The following is a 23668-nucleotide window of genomic DNA, read 5'->3' as shown; positions in this document are numbered from 1 at the left end:
GTGCAGGCGTCGGGCGCGGGTCGATTTCGCGCAAGCCGATCGCATTGGCCGTGCGATGGTGTGGCTGCATCACCGAGAAGCGTTGACCCATGCCGCGCCCGACCTTGATCCTCGTCCACGAGCCGGAAAAGGCCTGTTTCGACAGGCTGGTCGCCGACGGCTTTCCCGCCGAGCGCGCCTTGGAAATCTCGTCTTATCTGGCGCAGTCGACCGATCTCGCTCCTGAGTTCGATCAACTGGCGACCACTTGTGAAAAGCGCGGCCTCGCCTTTATGCCGGTTGCACTCGACGATGCGGCAAGCGCGCTGGCGAAGGCCGATCCCGCAACCACGCTGGTCTGGACGCTGACCGACGGCATTGCCTATTTCCGCGGTGCTGCAGCGCCCGCACTTGCCAGGCTGAATGGGCTTAGAACCATCGGAGCCGACGATGCGCTGTTCGCGCTTTGCCAGGACAAGTTCCGTTCCGGCGCCGTGCTTTGCGCGCTCGGCCTGCCGGCGCCGCAGGCAGGCCTGGCCCGCGACGGCCGCTGGCTGGCCGACCCGCCAGCTTCGGAAGCCGGCTGGTTCGTCAAGCCGAACCGGCTCGGCTCCAAGGTAGGCATCTGGCCGGATTCACGCTGCAACGACCTGGCCCATGCGCTGGAGCTTAGCCGGCGGGTCTATGCCGCTTATCGCGACGATGTCGTCGTCCAGCCCTATGTCGGCGGTCGCAATGTCCGCGCCAGCTTCCTTGGGCTGCAAACGGATGCCGGGGCGGAAGCGCTCGGCGTTGCATTCGTCGACTCCGGCGGCGATTTCCAGACCATGGCGGACTCGATGGCGCTTTACGGCGACACCGGCGAGGCCGCCAAGGCGGCTGGACTATACAGCGAGCCGGTGCTGGAGGCGGTTGCCGACACCCAGCCGGCAGCCGCGGCAACCATCCGCCGCATCGCCGAGCGGCTGGTCAGCGGGCTCGGCCTGCGAGACGTGTTTTCCCTCGATTTCAGGGTCGAGGCTAACGACCATGTCCACCTCATCGAGTTCGAGGTCTGTCCCGGCCTGCCCTGCTTCGATTTCCGCGCCTATTGCCTGATGCAATGGGGCATGACGCTGGCCGATGCGGTTGCCGAGACGGCGGCGAACCGACTGAACCGACAGGCGATCTGAACGGTCGAGGGACCAGCGCGACCTACCGCGCCTTGACGGCTTTTGCTCCACCTTTAGTGTCGCGGGACAGTCCTCAGGCAAGGCCGCGCTATGAGCACACCAGCAAGCTCCCTCCATCATCACATAAGGCGCATGACCGGGCGCGATCCGCATGAGGCGCATCGCGTCGCCACGCCGCTCGAGCTGCTGTTCGATCTGACCTTCGTCACCGCCTTCAGCCTTGCCTCGTCGCAACTGGCGCATGCCTTGGCCGAGGGCCACTACGCGGCGGCGCTGATCGGCTTCGGCTTTGCCAGCTTCGCCATCTGCTGGGCGTGGATCAATTTCTCCTGGTTTTCCTCCGCCTATGACACCGACGATTGGATCTTCCGCCTCGTCACCATGGTGCAGATGATCGGCGTGCTGGTGCTGGCCATCGGCCTGCCGCGCATGTTCGCCTCGATCGAGCATGGCGAACACCTCAACAATTCGGTCATGGTGCTGGGCTACGTCATCATGCGCGTCGCCATGATCTTCCAATGGCTGCGCGCGGCGCGGCAGGACCTTGGGCGGCGGCGTGCCTGTCTCACCTATGCCATCGCCATCGCGATCGCCCAGATCGGCTGGGTGGTGCAGATCCTGGTCGATTTCTCGCTGGCGACGAGCCTGGCTTTCGGCGCGGTCCTGCTTCTCATCGAGCTTGCCGGACCGGTCATCGCCGAACGCCGGGATGGCGGCACGCCCTGGCACGCGCATCACGTCGCCGAGCGCTACAGCCTGTTCGCCATTATCGCGCTGGGCGAAGGGGTGATCGGCACGCTGGCGACGCTGTCGGCCGTGGTCGAGGAGCAGGGCTGGAACCTCGATGCCGCCTTGATCGGCATTGCCGGAATGGGTCTCACCTTCGGCATGTGGTGGGTCTATTACATGCTGCCCTCGGGGACGGTGCTGCACCAGCACCGCAGCCGTTCCTTCGTCTGGGGCTATGGCCAGATGGTGATCGTCGCTGCCATCGTCGCCACCGGCGCCGGGCTGCATGTCGCGGCCTATTTCATCGAGCACAAGACCCATAACGGCCCGGTAGCGACCCTGCTGTCAGTCGCCATTCCGCTAGGCGTGTTCCTGGGGGCGATCTATGCGCTGTATTATTATCTCGTCCAGCGCTTCGATCCCCTCCACGTCTGGCTGCTGGCGGGAACGGCTGCGGTCGTCGCACTTGGCATCATCGCCGCCATTGCCGACGTCGACATGGCGGTCTGCCTCATCTTACTCACGCTAGCGCCGGCCGTCACTGTTGTCGGCTATGAGCTGTCGGGGCACCGCCATCAACTGGAGGTGCTGGCGCAGGAGGAAGCGCCGCACTGAGCAGAGCAGCTTCGCGCGTCAGATACCCTCGACCAGCACGATCTCGCCATCGGCCACTTTCTGACGGATGGCGACGGCGCGTTGGTATTCCGGCGAGTGGTAGCAGTCATGCGCCGCGCTGAGCGATTCGAACTCGATAATGACATTGCGGGCGCGGCCAGGCCCCTCGGCCTTTTCATGCTCACCGCCACGGGCAAGGAACTTCACGTCGAAACGGTCGAAAGCGAGCTTGGCGGCAGCGACATAGTCCTTGTAGCCTTCAGCGTCGCGCACATCGACGCGGGCTATCCAGTATCCCTTGCGCATTTTCTTCTCCTCGTTACGCGGCGCGCATCTCTTCCAGTATGGCTTCCGCCGCCGCGCGCCTGTCGCTTGCCGCCACGATTGGCCGGCCCACAACAAGATGGCTGGAGCCGTTGCGGATCGCCTGGCCGGGCGTCACCACGCGTTTCTGGTCACCATGGTCGCTGCCCTTGGGCCGTATCCCCGGCGTCACCACCGCCAGGTCGGGTCCGACGATGCGGCGCACCGCTTCCGCCTCCTCGGCCGAGCAGACGACGCCGCCCATGCCTGCATGCAGCGCCTGTTCGGCGCGCCTCAGCACCAGCGTGTGCGGGTCATATTCATAGCCGGCGTCGATCACGTCCTGCTCGTCCATCGAGGTCAGCACGCTGACCGCCAGCAGGCACAGGTCGCTGCCCCTGGCGGCCTCCACCGCGGCCCGCATCGCCTTGGGATAGGCGTGGATGGTCAGCATGGTCATGCCCATGCGCACGATGTTCTCGACACCCTTGGCCACCGTGTGGTCGATGTCGAGCAGCTTCATGTCGAGGAAGATTCTGGTGCCGCCGCTGGCCAACTCCCTGGCGAAGTCGAGCCCGCCGGCGAAGGCCAACTGATAGCCGATCTTGTAGAAGGAGACGACGCCGTCGAGTTCGCGCACCGCCTGTTCGGCCTCTTTCACCGTCGGCACGTCGAGGCCGACGATCAGCCTGTCTCTCATGGTATGGGCCTGCATGGCTGTGGAAATCATGCCCCGGTCCGGGTCGATAGCATGCGCGAGGTTTCGATCAGCGTGCGGCATAGGTGCTCCATCGATTTGGTCAGTCTATCATCCCTGAAATTGCCGTCGCCGTCGAAGGCACTGCCGCCATCGGATACCGAGCATTCCGGCGTCACCATCTCCAGCTGGCAGCGCACCAGCACGGCGCGCAGATGGTTGATGCAGCGGATCCCGGCGAAATGTCCGTTCGAAGACGAGCACAGGCCGGCGACCTTGCCGACAAATGGCCTCACCGGCCAGCCGCCATCGAGGCGCACCCGGCTTACCCAGTCGATCGTGTTCTTGAGCAGTGGCGGGATCGAGCCATTATATTCCGGCGTCGCGATCAGCAGCCCGTCATGGGCGGCGATCAGCCGGCCGAGCTTCACGGCGTTGTCGGGAACGCCTTTTTCCTTTTCGAGGTCCTCGTCGATGATCGGCAGCGGATAGTCGGCCAGCGAAATGCGCGTCACCTCGGCGCCTTGCATGGCCAGCTCCTTCTGCGCCACATCGGCGGTCCTGCCGCTGAAGGCGCCGCTGCGCACCGAGCCGGCGAAGACGAGGATTTTCGCGATCACAGCCATTGGCCACTCTTGTTCCCGGACAGGTACAGCCAGAGGCTGCGCAAATCAACGCACTGGCCCAAAAAACGGAAACGATCGGGGGGCAAGCGCGCGAAGGTGTGCCGAGCAGCTGGGCTATTGCTAGTGGGTGACCGCAATTCTTGCACTCAGCGCGATGAGTGCAACTCCGAGCAAGGCATCTATCGGCCTGCGGACGCTGCCATATACCGACCGAACCCTTCTTGTGGAGAACATTAGCGCGACAAGCCCAAACCACGCCATCGCGACCAGCCCGATTATGGCCAGGGACACTGCCTGGACCCAGATCGGAGCCTGCATCGGCAATACCGATATGAACAGGCTCGCGAAGAAGGCGGCCGTCTTCGGATTTGTAATTCCGACAACGAAGCCGCTTCGCCAGGGAGCCGTAGTCTCTGCGCCACTGACGGCCAGCGGTGGCTGCGCCTGCCAAGCCGACAAAAGGATCTTGCTGCCCAGGTAACCGAGATACACGGCGCCGGCGATCCGGACGGCAAGGTGAGCCCATGCAATCTGCGTCAGCACGAGGCCCAGGCCAAACATCGCGAGAGCCGCCCACACCATGATCGCTGCGGCAATGCCAAGCGCCACATGGAACCCCGCGCGACGGCTGATCAGCGCATGGGAAGTCACGGCTACAAAATCGGGTCCCGGGCTCATGGCGCCGAGCAGGAACACTGAAGCAAGTGTCAGGAATTGCGGAAGGTAGCTCATGCGAAGCTCCAATTTCAGGCTCGTCGTACCGCACGCCTGCATGCCAGAGAGGCCAGGAAGCCGCTCGCCGCGATTTCGAGGGTCGTTTCCCTCATCTTCACAAACCTACAGCGCCCTTTAATATGAGCGAAATGAAAGATATTCGGCAGCCATGAACAAAGCTAATATCAACATCACAATGGTGCGCGTCCTGACATCGCTCAGCGAGACGCGCAGCTTCACGAAAACCGCCGAGCGGCTCTGTCTTTCTCAATCGGCCATAAGCCATGCAATGAAGGCGCTGGAGGAGATCGTTGGCGCGCCCCTCGTCATACGTGATCGGCGCGGTGTCGCTTTCACCGCAACCGGCGAGGCGGCTTTGGATGCGGCGCGCGCCGCTTTGCATGCTTTAGGCCGTCTTGCCGGCCTACGGGAACACTCCATCAAAGGCAGAGTACGGCTCGCGCTGGTCAGCAGCGCCTCGGTAAAGATTGCTCCATATGCGTTGAACATTACTTCCGTCCGGCACCCGGAGCTTGCTGTCGAACTGCTCTTGGGCACGGATACCGAGGTGGCGGAGTGGGTCGATCGCGGTGCCGCCGATATTGGACTGTCCTACATCGCCGGCAATTGCCAAGCCGAGGAACTTGTCGACGACGAACTCTTTGTGGCGTCATCGCAAAAGAACTCAGTCCAAGGCGGGTCATTTCCGATCCGCGCTCTCGACGGCCAGCCATTCATCATGTCGAGCGGCGGCTGCGGACCAATGCTTGCCGAATTGTTCCAGGATTTTGGCGTTGCGCCAGTTGTCATCCTGTCGGCGAGCGATATGGCGGCGCTGCTTGCTCTGGTTGGGGCCGGGCGCGGTTTGTCGATTGCGCCAGGCCTGGCGTTTCCGGCCGATTGGCAGCGAACCGTCGCGAGGCGTCCTCTGGAGCCGCGTGCGCGTCGGCCTCTGCTGCTTCTGTTCTCCAGCAGCGCCGAAGCAACGGCCGTGCGGGCCATGTGCGCGGCGATCAGAGAAGTCGCCACGAGTTTGCGAGGCGGATAACAGTCAAGGATGTGGATCGACCCTCAATCGAGCTTCCTTCGGGAGACGTCGATCCTCTACAAGGCGCCAGAGACTTCTCCCGCCCCCAATACCAGCTAATGCGCTTCCCGCCGGTAGATCCACAGCTGCGTCGGCGGGATGTTGCGGAAGATGAAGTCGAAATGCTTGACCGTGTAATTGCCGCGGCCGGGCGGGATCGGCGACAACGGCCCATAGGTCAGCTGCACGATCGGCCGTCCAACCGGGATGCGGTCTAGCAGGCTTTCAATATAGGCGATCCGCTGTGCGACCGGGAAATTGAGCAGCGGCACGCCGGAGACGACGGAATCGAAAACCATACCGCTCTTCTCGCCAAGCGTGGCGTTGAGATTGAAGGCATCGCCCTCGATGACGTTGACGCCGGGATAGAGCTGGCGCAGATGGCGCACGAAATCGGTGGAATATTCGACCGCGTAGAGGTTTTCGGGCTTAACGCCCTGGGCGAGGATTGCACGCGTGATGACGCCTGTGCCGGGGCCGACTTCAAGCACCGGCAGGCCGGACTTCGGATTGACGATGGAAGCCATCTTGCGGGCGGTGACGGAGCTTGTCGGCACGATCGAACCGACCGACTTCGGCTTGTCGATCCAGCCTTTGAAGAATTTGAGTTCGTCGTCGAACTTTTCCGCCAGCGCCTTCCGCAATCCCGGACCACGTGCCATGCAAGTTCTCCTCAACACTCCCCGAACGCTACTTAGCAGCTAACAGGTCCAAGGCAAGGCGCGATCTGGCATAAGATGTTGATGACGTTCGGGAAGCGTGGCGGCCTTGGCTTGGGTTCAGTGCTCGCCGAAGGATTCGAAAAAGTCCTTCATGCGGGCGAAAAAGCCGCTCGACTGGGGCGAATTGTCCTTCGACGACAGCTGCTCGAACTCTTCCAGCAACTCGCGCTGGCGGCGCGACAGGTTTTGCGGCGTTTCGACCGCGGTCTGGATATAGAGGTCGCCGACATTGGGCTGGCGCAGCACCGGCATGCCCTTGCCCTTGAGGCGGAACTGGCGGCCGTTCTGCGTGCCTTCGGTCACTTTCACCTTGGTCTGACTGCCGTCCAGCGTCGTCACCTCGAACGAGCCGCCAAGGGCGGCCGTCGTCATCGATATCGGCACCTTGCAGTAGAGATCGGCGCCGTCGCGCTGGAAGAATTCATGCGGCTTCACCGCCAGGAAAATATAGAGGTCGCCCGATGGGCCGCCGCGCAGGCCCGCCTCGCCCTCATTGGCAAGCCGGATGCGGGTGCCGTCCTCGATGCCGGCCGGGATATTGACCGACAGCGAGCGTTCCTCGGTGACGCGGCCCTGGCCGGCGCATTTCGGGCACGGGTCCTTGATCGTCTGGCCGCGGCCTTGGCATTGCGGGCAGGTACGCTCGATCGAGAAGAAGCCTTGCGTCGCTCGTACCTTGCCGTGGCCATGGCACATCGAGCAGGTCACCGGCTGGGTGCCGGGCTTGGCGCCGGTCCCGGAGCATTCCGTGCATGAGATCGAGGCCGGCACGCGGATTTGCGCGGTCTTGCCGGCAAACGCTTCTTCCAGCGTGATTTCCATATTGTAGCGCAAATCGGCGCCGCGTTCGCGGCCGCCCGACGAGCGGCGCTGGCGCCCGCCCATCATGTCGCCGAAAATATCTTCGAAAATGTCGGCGAAGCCGCCGGCGCCAAAACCTTGCGCGCCGCCATTCATGCCGCCCTGCTCGAAGGCGGCGTGACCGAAACGGTCATAGGCCGCGCGCTTCTGCGGGTCCTTCAGCGTTTCGTAGGCTTCGTTGATTTCCTTGAACTTATGCTCGCATGAGTGATCGCCGGGATTGCGGTCGGGATGGAACTGCATGGCCAGCTTGCGGAAAGCGCTCTTGAGCTCCTTCTCGTCGGCGCCCTTTTGCACGCCCAGCGTCTCGTAGAAATCAGCTTTCATCTTTTCCCGCAGTCCGGATGCTCAACGTCTTGATGCATGTTGCGTCGTTTGCCGGCACGTTGTCTCGATTTAGGAGCGGTGCTGCCCGGATGCTAGGGCCGGCGCGCTTGTGCCTGTGTTTTTCAGTGACTTTTTCGGCAAGGCCCGCACTTTTTCAGCGAGGGTTGCAAAAAAGCCCGGCTTTGCGCCGGGCTTTCCGCTTTATTTGCCGTCAACCGGTCAGGCCGACTTCTTCTTCTCGTCGTTTTCGTCGATTTCCTCGAAATCGGCGTCGACCACGTCGCTATCCTTGGCCGCGTCCGCCTTGGCGTCGGCTTCCGCCGCTTCCTTCTGCGAAGCTTCGTACATGGCCTGGCCGAGCTTCATGGATGCTTCGGCAAGCGTCTGCGACTTGGCCTCGATGTCGGCGGCATCGTCGCCTTCGGCAGCAGCCTTCAGCGCCGTGATAGCCTCCGATATCGCCGTGCGCTCGGTTTCCGAAACCTTGTTGCCATATTCCTTCAGCGACTTCTCGGAGGAGTGCACCAGCGCCTCGGCCTGGTTGCGGGCCTCGACCAAAGCACGCCGCTGCTTGTCGGTCTCGGCATTGGCTTCGGCGTCCTTGACCATCTTCTCGATGTCGGCGTCCGAAAGGCCACCAGAGGCCTGGATGCGGATCTGGTGCTCCTTGCCGGTGCCCTTGTCCTTGGCCGAAACGTTGACGATGCCGTTGGCGTCGATGTCGAAAGTGACCTCGATCTGCGGCACGCCGCGCGGCGCCGGCGGAATGCCGACCAGGTCGAACTGGCCGAGCGCCTTGTTGTCGGCAGCCATTTCACGCTCGCCCTGGAAGACGCGGATGGTCACGGCCGACTGACTGTCTTCAGCGGTCGAGAACACCTGGCTCTTCTTGGTCGGGATGGTCGTGTTGCGTTCGATCAGGCGGGTGAACACGCCACCCAGCGTCTCGATGCCGAGCGACAGCGGCGTCACGTCGAGCAGCAGCACGTCCTTCACGTCGCCCTGCAGCACGCCGGCCTGGATGGCGGCGCCCAAAGCGACGACTTCATCCGGGTTGACACCCTTGTGCGGCTCCTTGCCGAAGAACTGCTTCACGATCTCCTGGATCTTGGGCATGCGGGTCATGCCGCCGACCAGGACCACTTCGTCGATCTCGCCAGCCTTCAGCCCGGCATCCTTGAGCGCCGCCTTGCAGGGCTCGATGGTGCGCTGGACGAGATCGTCGACCAGCTGCTCGAACTTGGCACGGGTCAGCTTCAGCGTCAGGTGCTTGGGGCCGGTCGCGTCGGCGGTGATGAAGGGCAGGTTGATTTCCGTCTGCGTCGTCGACGACAGCTCGATCTTGGCCTTTTCAGCCGCCTCCTTGAGGCGCTGCAGCGCAAGCTTGTCGTTCTTCAGGTCGATGCCCTGTTCCTTCTTGAACTCGGCCGCCAGGTATTCGACGAGACGCATGTCGAAATCCTCGCCGCCGAGGAAGGTGTCGCCATTGGTCGACTTCACTTCGAACACGCCGTCGCCGATTTCGAGCACCGAAATGTCGAACGTGCCGCCGCCAAGGTCATAGACGGCAATGGTCTTGCCATCCTTCTTGTCGAGGCCGTAGGCAAGTGCTGCAGCCGTCGGCTCGTTGATGATGCGCAGCACCTCAAGGCCGGCGATCTTGCCGGCGTCCTTGGTGGCCTGGCGCTGGGCGTCGTTGAAATAGGCCGGAACGGTGATGACCGCCTTCTCGACCTTCTCGCCGAGATAGGCCTCCGCCGTTTCCTTCATCTTCTGCAGGATCATGGCCGAGATCTGGCTGGGCGACTGCTTCTTGCCGCCGGCCTCGACCCAGGCATCGCCATTGTCGCCCTTGACGATCTTGTAGGGGACAAGCTTCTTGTCCTTCTCCGTCACCGGGTCGTCATAGCGGCGGCCGATCAGGCGCTTGACCGCAAAGATGGTGTTTTCAGGATTGGTGACCGCCTGGCGCTTGGCCGGCTGGCCGACGAGACGTTCGCCGTCGCCCGAGATGGCGACGATGGAAGGCGTCGTGCGCGCGCCTTCCGCATTTTCAATGACCTTGGGCTCCTTGCCATCCATGATGGCGATGCAGGAGTTGGTGGTGCCGAGATCGATACCGATTACTTTTGCCATTTTTCTAGTCTCTCCGCTAAGCAGGCTCTCAGGACCCGTAAGGCGTTCCGACGAAAGCCCCTGTTCACAAGAAATTCCGCTCCGGCAACCGGCATTCCGGCACTGGGCGGCTTGGCGCGTATATAAGAACAGGCGGCATCGGGCGCAAGCATTCTGCGCATGGCATCCACCGCGCCGCGCTTGGCGCCTTTGAACAGCCGCCCGGCGGCCCGGATGTGCTCAAACCGCGCTCAAAACCCCAGGATCTGCCCGATCCCCCGGCGAAGCGCCCAGTCAGGGCTTCGAAACCACAAGAAAACGTCACCTATGCGTGAGAGAGGCGGCTCCTGGCTGAGGAAGGCGCCTGCCCACAGCAGACACAGGCAAAAGCGTCACGCGGCCTGCGACAGCGATTTATGCGCCTCGGCCAGGATTTCGAACGAGCGCACGCGTGCCGCATGGTCGAAGATCTGCGCGGTCACCATCAGCTCGTCTGCGCCGGTGCGGCGCACGAACGCGTCTATGCCTTGCCGGACGGTTTCGGGAGAGCCGACGACGGCGCAGGACAGCGCCTGCGAAATCATGGTTTTTGCCATCGGCTCGAGCGTCTGGTCATAGCCCTCGACCGGCGGCGGCAGGCGGCCGGCCCGCCCGGTGCGCAGATTGACGAAGGCCTGCTGCAGCGAGGTGAACAGCAGTTTGGCCTCAGAGTCGGTTGGTGCGGCGAAAACATTGAGGCCGAGCATGACATAGGGCTTGTCCAGCTGTTCCGAAGGCTGGAAGCGCGAACGGTAGATCTCCAGCGCATGGTCCAGTTCGGCCGGCGCGAAATGCGAGGCGAATGCATAGGGCAGGCCGAGCATGGCGGCGAGCTGCGCGCCATAGAGGCTGGAACCGAGGATCCAGACCGGCACCTTCTGGCCTTCGCCGGGCACGGCGTGGATACGCTGGCCTTCCGCGGCCGGCTGGAAATAGCCCATCAGCTCGACGACATCCTGGGGGAAATTGTCTGACGCCTCGAGATTGCGGCGCAGCGCACGCGCCGTTCCCATGTCGGTGCCGGGCGCCCGGCCGAGGCCGAGGTCGATGCGGCCGGGGTGCAGTGCCGCCAGCGTGCCGAACTGCTCGGCAATCACCAGCGGCGCATGGTTGGGCAGCATGATGCCGCCGGCGCCGACGCGGATGGTCTTGGTGCCGTCGGCGACATGGGCGATGACGACGGCGGTCGCCGCGCTGGCGATGCCCGGCATGTTGTGGTGCTCGGCCAGCCAGTAGCGCTTGTAGCCGAGCCGCTCGGCATGGCGGGCCAGGTCGAGCGAATTTGCCAGCGATTGCGAGGCGTCGCTGCCTTCGACGATCGGCGACAGGTCGAGAACGGAAAGTGCGGTCATGGGCCTCAAGCCTTTACGATGTTCAACTGCCTGACCCTGGTTTCGAAGGCGCGGTCGGGAATGAGGATGTCGAGCTGGTGCCAAGCAGCGGGTCCATATTCTCGAACGGGATCGCCTGCGGATGCTGGCGATGCGACGCGCTCAGCGTGCCGAGCGGAGCATCGATCGGGCCGCGATAGCCGATGCGGTCGAAATAGGCGTCGAGGTCGAAGGAGGCATCGTTCATCGGAGGGTCCGGGTTGACCGGCTCGATATAGGCACTCCGCCTGAAGACAAAAATGCGAGATGACGGACAGGCGCGGCAAGCTTATGGCGCGGCCTTTCCGTTCTCTTCGGCCGCTTCCTCCTCCACCACGGCCGTCTGCTGTGCGGCGAGAAAATTGCCGACATGGCTGAGGCCATCGAAATGATCGCAGAACACTTTGACGACGACCAGCAGCGGCACCGCCATCAGCGCGCCGACAAAGCCCCAAAGCCAGGACCAGAAGGCGATGGCGATGAAGATCGCCACGGCGTTGATCTCGAGGCGTCGGCCGACAACCATCGGCGTAACGAACTGGCCTTCGACGATGTCGCACAAAAGCACGAAGCCCGGCGCCAAAAGGGCGTAGGTGATCGAGTCGAAGCTGATCATCGCAATGACGCTGACCAGCACGATGGTGATCAGCGCGCCGACATAGGGCAGGAAGTTGAGCAGCGCCGCCATCGTTCCCCAGACGAGCGGGTTGGGCATGCCGAGCGCCCACAGGCCAAGGCCGATAACCGCGCCGAGACCGGCATTGATGACGGTGACGGTGAGCAGATAATGCGAGATTTCGCGCTCGACGTCATAGACGACGCGCAAGGCCCGCTTCTTCTCGCTGAGGCTGGCGAAGGACTGGATGATCTTCTCATAGAACATCGTGCCCGACGCCAGCAGGAACAGTGACAGCACGAAGATGATGGTCAGGCTTGTCCCCGCCGACAGGACGTTGCTGGCGGCGGCCGACAGGACGCCGGACTGCGCCATCGCCACCTTCTGGATGCCCGGCTCCTGCGAGGTCTCCGTCATCTGTTCGATCTGATGCGAGATCTGCATGATCCTCTCGAGCGGACGCCGCAATTGCGCCAGCCGTTCGGTAAGTTGTTGGCCGATCGACGAGGTGTTGTTGAGAAGGTCGATGACCGGGCCGCTGAGCAGATAGCCGGCAACGCCGAAGACGCAGATCGACAGCACGACCAACATTGTCGCCGAAACCACTTCCGGAATGCCGCGCTTGCGCAGGAAGCGCACGATTGGTGTCAGCGTCAGCGTCAGCAGGAAGGCGAGGATGACCGGCATGAAGAAAGCACGCGCGAAATACAGCGCGTAGATGGCCATGAACAGGAAGATCCCGATGAGCAGCGAACGCATCAGATGCGTGTCGGCACGCGCCACAACTCTCGCCTCTTCGGTCTCGGCAAGGCCAGCACCCAAAGCGGCGGGTTCGGCTTTCATGATTTTCCCTCAGCGGCGCACCGCAATTGGTGCTTTCCCCTGACGGAAACGCCTCTGCAAGCCCAAGGTTCCGTTAGCCGGCAAGGCCCTCAATCCGGGCCGCCCGTCGCTCAGGCGGCTGGCGCTGCGACGGCGACGCCGGGCTTGGCGGTCTCCTTGCGTACGATCGGCGCCACCTTGGTGCCGTACAGTTCGATCGCCTTCATGATCTTGGCGTGCGGCATGGCGCCGATCGCCATCTGCAGCAGGAAGCGGTCATTGTTGAAGATCTTGTGCTGGGCGACGATCTTTTCCGCCACCTGCTCCGGATCGCCGACGAACAGCGCGCCGTTCGGACCACGCGACTGATCGAAATGCGCCCGCGAGGTCGGGCCCCAGCCGCGCTCGCGGCCGATGCGGTTCATCACTTCGGCCTGCGGGCCATAGAAATCGTCGGCCGCCTGTTCAGTGGTGCCGGCGATGAAGCCGTGCACATTGATGCTGGTGGCAAGGCCCGAGGGGTCGGTACCGGCCCGCCTTGCGGCATCGCGATAAATGTCGAACAGCGGTGCAAACCGCGCCGGCTCGCCGCCGATGATGGCCAGTGCCAGCGGCAAACCGAGCACGCCCGCGCGCGCCGCAGATTGCGGCGTTCCACCTATTGCGATCCAGATCGGCAATTTGTCCTGCAGCGGCCGCGGATAGACGCCGCGGTCATTGATCGACGCGCGCAGATTGCCGGACCAGGTGACTTTGACGCTGTCGCGTATGGCCAGCAGCAAATCGAGCTTTTCGGCGAACAACTCGTCATAGTCCTCGAGATTGTAGCCGAACAGCGGGAAGGATTCGATGAACGAGCCGCGCCCGGCCATGATCTCGGCCCGGCCGCCCGACAAAAGGTCGAGCGTTGCGAACTGCTGGAAGACGCGCACCGGATCGTCGGAGGACAGCACGGTGACCGCGCTGGTCAGCTTGATGCGCTTGGTGCGTTCGGCGGCAGCGGCCAGCGCCACCACCGGCGCGGACGCGGCATAGTCGGGGCGGTGATGTTCGCCCAGACCAAAGACGTCGAGGCCGACCTGGTCGGCCAGCTCGACCTCCTCGATCAGATTGCGTAGTCGCTGATGCGGGCCGATCGCGCCGGGGCCGGGCTCCGGGCTGACGTCGGCGAAAGTGTAGAGACCGAGTTCCATGGCATGTCATCCAAATGTTCTGATTTGCCGCTAGAGGTAGCGGCGAGCCGCCCCGGCCGCCAGAGGGGCGGATGGTGAACAGTGCATGTCGGTTTCGGCCGGCTTTGTTTCAGGGAAAACGCGTCTCCCGGCTGCAACAGCATAAACTTTCATGGCTGGCATACCGTTTTGGCGCTTGAACTCTCGGTTTTCGCGCGTATGTAAGCGTCGCGAATTGACTTCAGGGAAGTGGACTTGGCTATCTACAGGGAAAAAGACATTTTCGAGCGGCGCAATGCCGCGAACGAGGCAAAGAAGGCGCTTCTGGAGCGCTTCAAGTCAAAGCCGGCGGCTGATGATCCTGCGGTTCTGGCCAAACAGGCCGAACGCAAGGCGATTCTTGAGGCTCGCGAGATACGCGAGGCCGAAAAGGCCAGGCTGAAGCAGGAAAAGCTGGCACGCGAGGCGGTCGAGAAGGCCGAGCGCGAGGCAGCAGCCGAAGCGGCGCGTATTGCGGCCGAAGAGGCAGCGCAGGCTGAAGCGAAGATCAAGGAAGCCGAAGAAAACGAGCGCATCGCCCGTTTGCTGGCCGACGAAGCCGAACGCAAGGCCAAGCGCGACGCACGCTATGCGGCGCGCAAGCAGCGTACCGGCAGGACGCCTCCGGGCTTCTCCGCCCGCTAACGCTTCGATCGAAACGATCGGACATCAGGGTCGCCTTGCAGCGGCCCTGAAGGCGTTTGCCTAATTTAAGGGTTTGATGCCTCGGAGCTCAGGCGGCGAGCTTCAGCCCCATAATGCCGCAGACGATGAGCGCAATGCAGGCGAGCCGGATGGCCGTCGCAGGCTCGCCCAGCAGCCAGATGCCAAGCAGCGCCGTGCCGACCGTGCCGATGCCGGTCCACACCGCATAGGCCGTGCCGACGGGCAGCGTCTTCAGCGCCAGGCCAAGCAGGCCCAGGCTGATGATCATCGAGGCGACGGTTAGCACCGTCGGCAACGGCTTCGAGAAGCCGTCGGTGTATTTGAGGCCGATCGCCCAGCCGATTTCGAACAGACCAGCGAAAAACAGAAAAATCCACGACATCGGGATGCACTCCATTCCATGAGCATGGCGGGCCGTCCCGGCCGGACTTTTGAGAAAGGCGCGAGGTCGTCCTCGCCGCTTCGGTATAAGCGGCTGCGCCGGTCCGATCAACAAAACGCCGGCAGCATCGTTCATGCCGCCGGCGTCAAAATCTGCGCCGAAACGGTTTGCCCGGATCTCAACCGTCCCAAGATATTGACGACCTAAGGCGGGCTTACTTTTCCTTGAGCCTCATCGCCTTGACGGGCGGCGCCTTGAGTGCCGGAGCCGCGGCGGGCTTCTTGGCGTCTTTTTTCGGCTTGCGAGCTTCCTTGCCCGCCTTCATCGCACCTTTAGCCATGATTCGTTCCTCCAGTTGCTGGGAGGCCAAGTGAAACAAGAGAAACGCCGGACTGCAAGGGGGCGGGCGTCCGTCGCCGGCGCCGGCGGGCCGCTTTCAACCGGTTTCTAATTTGCTCGTAAACCATTCCGGTCCGTGCCATGGTTGCCTTCGCACTGCAGCATCGGCCATGCCTTCGCCCGGCGATGATCAGGAAGTGCGGTCAGGACGACAATGCGAATCCGCATCGGCAGCGAGATGAGTTTCGATTTTCCGCAGGAAACGCCGCTCATCGCGATGCTCAACGTCCACTACTCCAGGGCCTCCGATCTCGAGCGCCCGGATTTCCTGACCTCCAACCCGCCGGTGCCGATCCAGAGCTACCGCGACAGTTTCGGCAATTGGTGCAACCGTTTCGTCGCCCCGCCCGGACGCTTCACCTTCGGCACCGATTCGGTAATCCGCGACCCCGGTACCTTCGAGATGGGCGACCTGATGGCCTGGCAGCATGAGGTGCGCGACCTGCCGTCGGACACATTGCTGTTCCTGTTGCCCAGCCGCTTTTGCGAGAGCGATCTGCTGGCCAGCGAAGCCTGGCGGCTGTTCGGGCACACTCCGCTCGGTATTGCCCGCGTCCAGGCGGTCTGTGATTTCGTCCACAACCACATCGTCTTCAGCTACGGCAATGCCCGACCGACGCGCACCGCGGCCGAAGCCTATCGCGAGCAAAGCGGCGTCTGCCGCGACTTTGCCCACCTTGCGGTCACCTTCTGCCGTGCGCTCAATATCCCGACCCGCTACTGCACCGGCTACATCAGCGACATCGGCCTGCCCAAACCTTGGGCGAGCATGGATTTCGCAGCCTGGATGGAGGTCTATCTCGGCGGCCGCTGGCATGTCTTCGATCCACGCAACAATTCGCCGCGCATCGGCCGCATCCTGATCGCGTCGGGCCGCGACGCCGCCGACGTGCCGCTCACCCACATCTTCGGACCGGGCACGCTGGCTGGTTTCAAGGTGTGGACGGACGAGATCATCGAATAGGGGCGTCTTTTCGCAAGCTGGCCTACAAGACCCTGAACGACCGGGCGATTCGTGCGTTGTGATGCCTGTGGAGCTCAGGGGCGTTACATCAGGTTCCTTGGAGGGACAGCATGGCAGCACATGCCGGGCCGAAGACGGTCATCTACGCGGCGCTCGCCGGTAATCTAGCTATTGCTGTTACCAAATTCGTCGCCGCCTTCTTCACCGGCAGCTCGGCGATGCTGTCGGAAGGCGTGCACTCGCTGGTGGATACCGGCAATGGCGGGCTGCTGCTCTACGGCATGCACCGCGCCGCCCGTCCGCCGGACCGCACGCATCCGCTCGGCCATGGCCGCGAGCTGTATTTCTGGAGCTTCATTGTCGCCCTGCTCGTCTTTGCGCTCGGCGCCGGCGTGTCCTTCTATGAAGGCGTTGTCCACATCATGGCGCCTGAGCCGGTCGCCAATCCCAAAATCAACTACATTGTGCTGGGCCTCTCAATGCTGTTCGAGGGCAGCTCCTGGTACGTGGCGCTGAAGGAGTTCCGCCAGCAGAAGGGCAACCAAGGCTGGCTGCAGGCCGTGCAATCGAGCAAGGATCCGAGCGTCTACACGATCCTGTTCGAGGACAGCGCCGCCCTGCTCGGTCTGTTCGTCGCCTTCGCCGGCATATTGGCGGCCGAACTCCTCGACATGCCCGAACTCGACGGCGTCGCCTCGATCGGCATCGCGATGATCCTCGGCGCCACCGCCATCTTTCTGGCGCGCGAAAGCAAGGGATTGCTCATCGGTGAGCCCGCCTCGCCGGAAGTGCAGGCCAAGGTGCTGGCCAGCGCCCAGCAGGATCCGGCAGTGCAGCGGGCCAACGGCGTTCTCACCGTCCATCTCGGCCCGCAACAGATCGTCGCTGGGCTGAGCATCGAATTCGAGGACCATCTGACGGCGCCTGAGATCGAAGCCTGTGTCGAGCGCATCGAGGCGCTCTTGAAAAAAGAAATGCCGGAGATCACCAGACTGTTCGTCAAGCCGCAGACGACCGGAACGTGGGAGCACCGGCGCAAGCAGGTCGAGGCGGCGTCGGACTAGTTCTGGACCAGCAGTGCACCGTTGGTCCCATCGCCTGGTCCCGCTAAGATCACCCGACGGATTTCGGAGAATCAACCATGAAAATCGATGGTGGGTGCCATTGCGGCGCCATAACTTATGAAGCAGACGTCGACCCGGAAAAGACCTCTATCTGTCATTGCACCGACTGCCAGCAACTGACCGGTACCGCCTTTCGTGTCACTGTTCCCGCGCCTGAGGATCATTATAGGATCACAAAGGGCACACCGAAGGTTTATATCAAGACGGGATCGAGCGGCGCCAAGCGTGCCCAGGCGTTCTGCGGCGACTGCGGTTCGCATCTTTACGCAACGTCGGTTGGCGACGGGCCGAAGGTCTATGGGATCAGGGCGGGGACCGCGCGGCAACGCGAGGATCTCGTTCCGACCCAACAGAAATGGCACCGATCGGCCCTGCACTGGCTTCCGGAATTCGAGGGCGTAAGCATCGTAGAGGCGCAGTAGCACCTGCCTCCCGGTTAAACGCGGCCCAAACCAGCCAATAATGTGCTAGGCTACCCATCAAACGGATGGCGGGGATAGCAATGTCGGAAACGGACAAAGTGTTTGCCGGCTCGATTCCGGAAAACTACGACCGCTACATGGTGCCGTTGATCTTCGAGCCGTTCGCCGTGGATTTGGCACGACGGGCAGCGTCCTTGTCGCCCGGCGCCGTCCTGGAAGTCGCCGCCGGCACCGGCGTTGTCACCCGCGCATTGGCTCCAAAACTGTCTCCGGGCGCAAGCTATGTCGTGACCGACCTGAACCAGCCTATGCTCGACTACGCGGCCTCGCGACAAGCTCCCGACAGTCGCATACAATGGCGTCAGGCGGATGCTCTGGCGCTGCCGTTCGAAGATGCGGCTTTCGATCTCGTTTGCTGTCAGTTCGGCGCGATGTTCTTTCCCGACCGAGCCGCCGGCTATCGCGAAGCAAAGCGGGTCCTGAAGACCGGCGGCCATTTCCTGTTCAACGTGTGGGATCGCATCGAAGAGAATGTATTCGCCAATGATGTGACGAATGCTCTTGCGGAGATTTTTCCGAACGATCCGCCCCGCTTTCTCGCCCGCACGCCGCACGGCTACAATGACACTGCATTGATCCGCGGCGAGTTGGAAGCCGCAGGTTTCTCCCGTGTGGTGATCGACACGAGGGCCGAACAAAGCCGTGCCTCCTCGCCGCTCCTTCCGGCGGTTGCCTATTGCCAGGGAACTCCGCTTCGCAACGAAATCGAGGCTAGAGGAAAACTGGAAGCCGCAACCGATCACGCCGCGTCCGTGATTGCAGCCAGACACGGCAGCGGCGAGGTTGCGGCCAAGATCCAGGCGCACGTGATCGTGGCTACGGTCTAATGCATGGCGCCCAGAAGTGTGCCGCGGTTCTGGGACAACGACATGCATCAAAACAAAGACTTTTAAAGCGCGTTGTATGAATCCGTTCAGCGCGACGCGCTTTAATCGTCGCCTTCGACGACACGTAGCCTGAGCTGCCCCGTCTTGGAATCCGCCACCCGCACCCCGGCTTCGGCCTTGGCGGGGCCGCCACCGCGCACTTCGGCTTCGCTTTCGCCAAACTCCAGCGCTTCGATCTTTTGGCCGCGCTTGGTCACCTTCGACGTCGACACCAGTATCTCGTCGATATCCTTGGCCGACTGGCCAAAATGCGTCTGCAACCGGCGCACGCGTTCGTCGACGCGCGCGACGTCCTCCATCAGCCGGATCACCTCGCCCTGGATCAGATGCGCCTGTTCGCGCATGCGGGCGTCCTTGAGGATGGCCTGGATGACCTGGATCGACAGCATCAAAAGCGACGGCGAGACGATGATGACACGCGCCCGGTGCGCCTTCTGGACCACGGCGTCGAAATTCTCGTGGATTTCGGCGAACACCGATTCCGACGGCACGAACATGAAGGCGGTGTCCTGCGTCTCGCCCTGGATCAGGTATTTTTCCGAGATATCGCGGACGTGAATTTCGATGTCGCGGCGGAAAGCCTGGGCCGCGATCTTCTGTTGTTCGGCGCCATCGGCGGCGCGGATGGCGTTCCAGGCTTCCAGCGGAAACTTGGCGTCGATGGCAAGCTGCGGCGCACCGTTCGGCATCCTGACCAGGCAGTCGGGACGGCTGCCGTTTGACAGCGTTGCCTGGAACTCGTAGGCGCCCATCGGAAGGCCGTCGGCGACGATCGCCTCCATGCGCGACTGGCCGAAGGCGCCGCGCGTCTGCTTGTTGGACAGGATCGCCTGCAATTGCACGACCTGGCCGGCCAGCGACTGAATGTTGCCTTGCGCGGTGTCGATGACCGCCAGCCGTTCCTGCAGTTTGGCGAGGCTCTCATGCGTCGATTTGGTCTGTTCGGTCATGGTTTGACCGAGCCTGCCGGTCATGGCGTCGAGGCGCTGGCCGATCGACTGGTTGAGTTCGGCCTGCCTTGCGCCGAACACGTCGGCGATGGCGCCCATGCGGCCCTGCATCTCGGCCTGGCTTTGCAAAATGCCGGCCATCCGCGCCTCGGCGTCGCGGGCGTGGTCGGCGGCTTCCGCCGCGGCGATGGTGCGCGCCTTGGCCGATCGCCACAGCGCCACGACAAGCGCCAGGAACAGGCCGAGAAACACCAGCGCGCCGAGGGCCAGTGCATGGCCGAGCGTGATCGTCGTGGCGCCAAGCCGGGCAACGGATTCGGAAAGGATGGTGCTCAGGTCGTTCATCCCGCCAGCATAGCCGATTCGCAGACCTGGCACAGATCAAAACGTGAACGAGACCGATTCGCACCGGTTGACGCTTCTCCTGCGACGTTTTAGGTGAGGCGCCATGTCGATCAAGCCGCTCATCATCCTTCCCGATCCTATCCTGCGCCAGGTTTCCAAACCGGTCGAACGCGTCGACGCGCCTTTGCGCAAACTGGCCGACGACATGCTGGCGACGATGTATGATGCGCCGGGCATCGGCTTGGCCGCAATCCAGATCGGCGAGCCGCTGCGCATGCTGGTCATCGACCTCGCCAAGGAAGACGAGCCGCCGGCGCCGCATGTCTTCATCAATCCCGAAATCCTCGAAAGCGCCGACGCTCGCTCGGTCTACGAGGAAGGCTGCCTGTCGATCCCGGACTATTACGCCGAGGTCGAGCGTCCCGCCTCGGTGCGCGTGAAATATCTCGACCGCGACGGCAAGCTGCAGGAGATCGAGGCCGAAGGCCTGATGGCGACCTGCCTGCAGCACGAGATCGACCATCTCAACGGTGTGCTGTTCATCGACCACATCTCGAAGCTGAAGCGCGACATGGTGGTCAAGAAGTTCAAGAAGCTCGCCAAGGACAAGGCGCCGGGCAAGCTGGTGGGATAGGGAAGATGCCGCTTCGCGTCATCTTCATGGGCACGCCGGAGTTTTCGGTGCCGGTGCTGCGCGCGATTGCCGAGGCCGGGCACGAGATAGCAGCCGTCTACACCCAGCCGCCGCGCGCCGCGGGCCGCCGCGGGCTGGAGCTGACACCGTCGCCGGTGCAGCGCGAGGCTGAGCGGCTGGGCATCGAAGTGCGCACGCCGCTGTCGCTGAAGGGCGAGGCCGAGCAAGCTGCTTTCCATGCGTTGCGTGCCGATGTCGCGGTCGTCGTCGCGTATGGTTTGCTGTTGCCGAAGGGTATTCTGGAGGCTCCGCGCCTCGGCTGCCTCAACGGCCACGCCTCGCTTTTGCCGCGTTGGCGTGGTGCAGCTCCCATCCAGCGCGCCATTATGGCCGGCGACGTCGAAACCGGCATGATGGTGATGCGCATGGAAGAGGGCCTGGACACCGGTCCGGTGGCACTGGTTGAAAAATGCGCCATAGAGCCCGACATGACCGCCGGCGATCTGCACGACCGCTTGATGAATATTGCTGCCACGCTGATGGTGGAAGCGCTGTCCCGATTGGAGACAAATACCCTGGCATCGACTTTGCAGGCGGCTGACAGGGTGACCTACGCCAGGAAAATCGATAAGTCGGAGACACGTGTGGACTGGACGCGCCCGGCTGCGGAGGTCCACAATCACATTCGCGGCCTGTCGCCATTCCCGGGCGCCTGGTGCGAGGCCGACATCGGCGGCCGCACGGAACGGCTGAAACTGCTTCGCTCGACGCTTTTGGAAGGTACGCTTTCTGAAAGCATGGGCGAGTCGGGAGGAATTCTCGATGACCGGCTGACGGTCGCCTGCGGGTCGGGCGCGGTCAGGCTGGTCGAAGTTCAACGGGCGGGCGGAAAGCCTGCTGCCGCGCAGGAGTTTCTGCGCGGGGCCAAGATCGAAAAAGGAATGAAGTTCTCATGAGCATGATGTCGATACGCGGCGCGACGCCGCGGGACCGCGAGGCTATACGCCTCGTCGAGGAACACGCATTCGGCCAGCAGGCGGAGGCCGGGCTGGTCGACGCTCTGGTCACCGGCGGCGACGCCGTTGTCGAACTGGTGGCGGAAGAAGACGGCCAGGTGGTCGGCCACATCCTGTTTTCCAGGCTGTTCGTTCAGAACGGCGGCAAGCAGTTTGCAGCCGTGGCGCTGGCGCCGTTGGCGGTGGAACCTTCGTTCCACGGCTCGGGCATTGGCGGTGCGCTGATCCGCGAGGCGCATATCCGCCTCAGGGATGCCGGCGAGACGCTCGCCGTTGTGTTGGGCGATCCGGCCTATTACGGCCGCTTCGGCTACAATCATGCGCGGGCCGAAAAGTTCGAGAGCGAATATCAGGGCGAAGCGCTGCAGGCGCTGGCCTGGGGTGACGCACCCGAAAAAGGCAAACTGGTCTACGCCCAGGCCTTTACCGCACTCGCCGCCTGAACGAAGGGTGTATGCCGCGTTTTCGTCTCGATATCGAATATGACGGCAGCCTCTTCGCCGGCTGGCAACACCAGGCGGATCAGCCTTCGGTGCAGCAGGCGATAGAGCAGGCGATCGAGAAATTCTGCGGTGAGGCGGTGCGGATACGCGCCGCCGGCCGCACCGACGCCGGGGTGCATGCGACCGCCCAGGTGGCGCATGTCGACCTCGCCAAGGCATGGCCAAACGACAAGGTGCGCGACGCCGTCAACGCGCACCTGCAGGCGGCGGGCGCGCGCATCGCCATCCTGCAGGCGACGGTTGTCCCCAATGAGTTCGACGCCCGTTTCTCGGCCCGCGGACGGCACTATCTCTACCGCATCCTCAACCGGCGCGCGCCTGCAGCGATGGAAAAGGGCAAGGTCTGGTGGGTGCCGAAGCGGCTCGATGCGGACGCCATGCACGAAGCGGCGAAAGTCCTGCTCGGCCGACATGACTTTACCACCTTCCGCTCGACGCAATGCCAGGCCAACAGTCCGGTGCGGACGCTGGAGCTGCTCGATGTAAGCCGCCAGGGCGACCTGATCGAAGTCAGGGCCTCGGCGCGCTCTTTCCTGCACAACCAGGTGCGCTCCATGGTCGGTTCGCTGAAACGCGTCGGCGACGGCGGCTGGACCGCCGCCGACCTCAAGGCCGCGCTCGCGGCGCAAGACCGCGCCGCCTGCGGCCAGGTGGCGCCGCCCGACGGGCTTTTTCTCGTCGGTGTAGACTATCCGGAAAAGTTCTAGGCCGGAGCGGCGGTCGGCACAGTGATGCCGAGCAGCGCCACCAGGCCGAACAACACGGCCAGAGACACCACCAACATGCCTGCGAACACGGCGCTGCCGACAGCCGCGCCCTTGCCGATCGCGGCGTTGGTCATCCGCCAGGAGAGTACCAGCGAAAGCACCACCAGAACCAGCCACACCAATTCGGCAACCGGGTTGCCGGACGGCAGGAAAAGCCTGATCAGCGCTGAAGGCAGCAGCATCCAGGCGGTGATCGCCGACGCCCAGTTGCTGGCGACGACATAGTGGACGAAGCGGTCGCCAATGCCGGCGCGCGATGCGACCAGGGCAAGCACAAACAGGGGCAGCAGCCACGAGCCGAGGTCGACGGTCGCCAGGCGAACCAACATGCCCAGCCGACCGGCGAACGCATTGGGATCGCCGATCTCGTTGGCCGTGCCGACCCACCCGACGATCATCGCCGGCGCGGCGACGACGATGGCGAAGAAGGAATTCCAGAAGCCGTCCGCCGAAAGGTCGAGCAGCCGCAAGCCGTCGGCCTTTCCGAGCATCAGCCGCCAGGCGCCGTTAAGCGATGAAGAGGTCTCGTCAACCGAAAGCATGA

Annotated in this window: 27 protein-coding genes; 12 read left to right on the top strand and 15 right to left on the bottom strand. The window is 63.2% G+C overall.

Translation table 11 applies throughout. From position 1 onward, the window contains the following. Positions 1 to 89: 89 nt before the first annotated feature. Together NKJ88_RS04420 and NKJ88_RS04415 are read left to right on the top strand one after the other, a co-directional pair. Entirely contained in the window at positions 90 to 1151 is a 1062-nt protein-coding gene (locus NKJ88_RS04420; RefSeq protein WP_023701960.1) for a D-alanine--D-alanine ligase family protein, read from the top strand. Positions 1152 to 1283: 132 nt separating this feature from the next. Next, positions 1284 to 2495 carry a low temperature requirement protein A gene (locus tag NKJ88_RS04415; RefSeq protein ID WP_023701961.1) on the top strand — a complete coding sequence of 404 codons (1212 nt, stop codon included), beginning with the start codon at positions 1284 to 1286 and terminating at the stop codon, positions 2493 to 2495. An 18-nt stretch (positions 2496 to 2513) separates the two neighbouring features. On the opposite strand, the gene NKJ88_RS04410 is transcribed toward NKJ88_RS04415, so the two are convergent. From NKJ88_RS04410 to NKJ88_RS04395, 4 genes are all read right to left on the bottom strand, one after another. Then, positions 2514 to 2801, bottom strand: coding sequence for a DUF1330 domain-containing protein (locus NKJ88_RS04410; protein WP_023701962.1), 288 nt, complete (start codon positions 2799 to 2801; stop codon positions 2514 to 2516). A gap of 13 nt (positions 2802 to 2814) precedes the next feature. Then, complete coding sequence (gene pyrF / locus NKJ88_RS04405; protein WP_023701963.1) at positions 2815 to 3528, bottom strand: orotidine-5'-phosphate decarboxylase; 714 nt, start codon at positions 3526 to 3528, stop codon at positions 2815 to 2817. After that, positions 3525 to 4121 carry an NADPH-dependent FMN reductase gene (locus NKJ88_RS04400; protein ID WP_023701964.1) on the bottom strand — a complete coding sequence of 199 codons (597 nt, stop codon included), beginning with the start codon at positions 4119 to 4121 and terminating at the stop codon, positions 3525 to 3527. The genes pyrF and NKJ88_RS04400 overlap by 4 nt, the downstream gene beginning before the upstream one ends. Positions 4122 to 4241: 120 nt before the next feature. Continuing rightward, complete coding sequence (locus NKJ88_RS04395; protein WP_023714463.1) at positions 4242 to 4853, bottom strand: LysE family translocator; 612 nt, start codon at positions 4851 to 4853, stop codon at positions 4242 to 4244. Positions 4854 to 5004: 151 nt separating this feature from the next. Here NKJ88_RS04395 and NKJ88_RS04390 point away from each other — a divergent pair, with 151 nt between their 5' ends. Next, positions 5005 to 5883: a LysR family transcriptional regulator gene (locus tag NKJ88_RS04390; protein WP_023714464.1), complete on the top strand. Its 879-nt coding sequence runs from the start codon at positions 5005 to 5007 to the stop codon at positions 5881 to 5883. A 95-nt stretch (positions 5884 to 5978) separates the two neighbouring features. Here the strand turns inward: NKJ88_RS04390 and pmtA are convergent, their stop codons facing one another. The 7 genes from pmtA to NKJ88_RS04355 form a co-directional block, all read right to left on the bottom strand. Continuing rightward, positions 5979 to 6584 carry a phospholipid N-methyltransferase PmtA gene (gene pmtA / locus NKJ88_RS04385; protein WP_023681321.1) on the bottom strand — a complete coding sequence of 202 codons (606 nt, stop codon included), beginning with the start codon at positions 6582 to 6584 and terminating at the stop codon, positions 5979 to 5981. Positions 6585 to 6701: 117 nt separating this feature from the next. Next, complete coding sequence (dnaJ, locus tag NKJ88_RS04380; protein ID WP_023681322.1) at positions 6702 to 7832, bottom strand: molecular chaperone DnaJ; 1131 nt, start codon at positions 7830 to 7832, stop codon at positions 6702 to 6704. 219 nt (positions 7833 to 8051) lie between these two features. Beyond that, a complete protein-coding gene (dnaK, locus tag NKJ88_RS04375) occupies positions 8052 to 9968 on the bottom strand; it encodes a molecular chaperone DnaK (protein ID WP_352443610.1) in 1917 nt (638 codons plus the stop codon). 371 nt (positions 9969 to 10339) lie between these two features. After that, complete coding sequence (locus tag NKJ88_RS04370; protein ID WP_352443609.1) at positions 10340 to 11338, bottom strand: LLM class flavin-dependent oxidoreductase; 999 nt, start codon at positions 11336 to 11338, stop codon at positions 10340 to 10342. 22 nt (positions 11339 to 11360) lie between these two features. Next, a complete protein-coding gene (locus NKJ88_RS04365; protein WP_352443608.1) occupies positions 11361 to 11564 on the bottom strand; it encodes a hypothetical protein in 204 nt (67 codons plus the stop codon). An 81-nt stretch (positions 11565 to 11645) separates the two neighbouring features. Beyond that, positions 11646 to 12815, bottom strand: a complete 1170-nt coding sequence (locus tag NKJ88_RS04360) for an AI-2E family transporter (RefSeq protein WP_023681324.1) — start codon at positions 12813 to 12815, stop codon at positions 11646 to 11648. Between the two features lie 110 nt (positions 12816 to 12925). Then, positions 12926 to 13987: an LLM class flavin-dependent oxidoreductase gene (locus NKJ88_RS04355; RefSeq protein WP_023824013.1), complete on the bottom strand. Its 1062-nt coding sequence runs from the start codon at positions 13985 to 13987 to the stop codon at positions 12926 to 12928. Between the two features lie 234 nt (positions 13988 to 14221). On the opposite strand from NKJ88_RS04355, the gene NKJ88_RS04350 reads away from it, so the two are divergent. Next, positions 14222 to 14650, top strand: a complete 429-nt coding sequence (locus tag NKJ88_RS04350; RefSeq protein ID WP_023673205.1) for a DUF6481 family protein — start codon at positions 14222 to 14224, stop codon at positions 14648 to 14650. 88 nt (positions 14651 to 14738) lie between these two features. Here NKJ88_RS04350 and sugE read toward each other — a convergent pair whose 3' ends face one another. Both sugE and NKJ88_RS04340 read right to left on the bottom strand, forming a co-directional pair. Next, positions 14739 to 15053, bottom strand: a complete 315-nt coding sequence (sugE, locus tag NKJ88_RS04345; RefSeq protein WP_023681326.1) for a quaternary ammonium compound efflux SMR transporter SugE — start codon at positions 15051 to 15053, stop codon at positions 14739 to 14741. 214 nt (positions 15054 to 15267) lie between these two features. Continuing rightward, on the bottom strand, positions 15268 to 15393 hold the full coding sequence (locus NKJ88_RS04340) for a hypothetical protein (protein ID WP_006200611.1): 126 nt from the start codon (positions 15391 to 15393) through the stop codon (positions 15268 to 15270). Between the two features lie 213 nt (positions 15394 to 15606). Between NKJ88_RS04340 and NKJ88_RS04335 the strand changes: the two genes are divergently transcribed. From NKJ88_RS04335 to NKJ88_RS04320, 4 genes are all read left to right on the top strand, one after another. After that, the gene (locus NKJ88_RS04335) at positions 15607 to 16416 is read left to right on the top strand and encodes a transglutaminase-like domain-containing protein (protein ID WP_023687480.1); all 810 of its coding nucleotides are present in this window, start codon (positions 15607 to 15609) and stop codon (positions 16414 to 16416) included. A 110-nt stretch (positions 16417 to 16526) separates the two neighbouring features. Then, the gene (locus NKJ88_RS04330) at positions 16527 to 17480 is read left to right on the top strand and encodes a cation diffusion facilitator family transporter (RefSeq protein ID WP_352443607.1); all 954 of its coding nucleotides are present in this window, start codon (positions 16527 to 16529) and stop codon (positions 17478 to 17480) included. Positions 17481 to 17557: 77 nt separating this feature from the next. Next, a complete protein-coding gene (locus NKJ88_RS04325; RefSeq protein ID WP_023673210.1) occupies positions 17558 to 17962 on the top strand; it encodes a GFA family protein in 405 nt (134 codons plus the stop codon). An 80-nt stretch (positions 17963 to 18042) separates the two neighbouring features. Further along, a complete protein-coding gene (locus NKJ88_RS04320; RefSeq protein ID WP_023824010.1) occupies positions 18043 to 18849 on the top strand; it encodes a class I SAM-dependent methyltransferase in 807 nt (268 codons plus the stop codon). A gap of 101 nt (positions 18850 to 18950) precedes the next feature. Here NKJ88_RS04320 and NKJ88_RS04315 read toward each other — a convergent pair whose 3' ends face one another. Next, a complete protein-coding gene (locus tag NKJ88_RS04315) occupies positions 18951 to 20204 on the bottom strand; it encodes a DNA recombination protein RmuC (protein WP_352443606.1) in 1254 nt (417 codons plus the stop codon). A 103-nt stretch (positions 20205 to 20307) separates the two neighbouring features. Here NKJ88_RS04315 and def point away from each other — a divergent pair, with 103 nt between their 5' ends. Genes def through truA form a run of 4 tightly spaced genes read left to right on the top strand, consistent with a single transcriptional unit; the run spans position 20308 to position 23064 of the window. After that, positions 20308 to 20838: a peptide deformylase gene (gene def, locus NKJ88_RS04310; RefSeq protein WP_023673213.1), complete on the top strand. Its 531-nt coding sequence runs from the start codon at positions 20308 to 20310 to the stop codon at positions 20836 to 20838. A 5-nt stretch (positions 20839 to 20843) separates the two neighbouring features. Continuing rightward, entirely contained in the window at positions 20844 to 21794 is a 951-nt protein-coding gene (gene fmt, locus NKJ88_RS04305; protein WP_023805804.1) for a methionyl-tRNA formyltransferase, read from the top strand. Continuing rightward, positions 21791 to 22297, top strand: a complete 507-nt coding sequence (locus NKJ88_RS04300) for a GNAT family N-acetyltransferase (RefSeq protein WP_023728813.1) — start codon at positions 21791 to 21793, stop codon at positions 22295 to 22297. The genes fmt and NKJ88_RS04300 overlap by 4 nt, the downstream gene beginning before the upstream one ends. Before the next feature lie 11 nt (positions 22298 to 22308). Further along, complete coding sequence (truA, locus tag NKJ88_RS04295) at positions 22309 to 23064, top strand: tRNA pseudouridine(38-40) synthase TruA (RefSeq protein ID WP_023696039.1); 756 nt, start codon at positions 22309 to 22311, stop codon at positions 23062 to 23064. On the opposite strand, the gene NKJ88_RS04290 is transcribed toward truA, so the two are convergent. Then, the gene (locus tag NKJ88_RS04290; protein ID WP_023696038.1) at positions 23061 to 23666 is read right to left on the bottom strand and encodes a hypothetical protein; all 606 of its coding nucleotides are present in this window, start codon (positions 23664 to 23666) and stop codon (positions 23061 to 23063) included. The two genes, truA and NKJ88_RS04290, sit on opposite strands and share 4 nt — an antisense overlap. Positions 23667 to 23668: the final 2 nt, after the last annotated feature.

The sequence above is a fragment of the Mesorhizobium sp. M0016 genome (genome assembly GCF_040324035.1).
GTDB lineage: Bacteria > Pseudomonadota > Alphaproteobacteria > Rhizobiales > Rhizobiaceae > Mesorhizobium.
The sequence above is the reverse complement of the archived record's forward strand: the minus strand, read 5'-3'. Positions and strand labels throughout refer to the sequence as shown.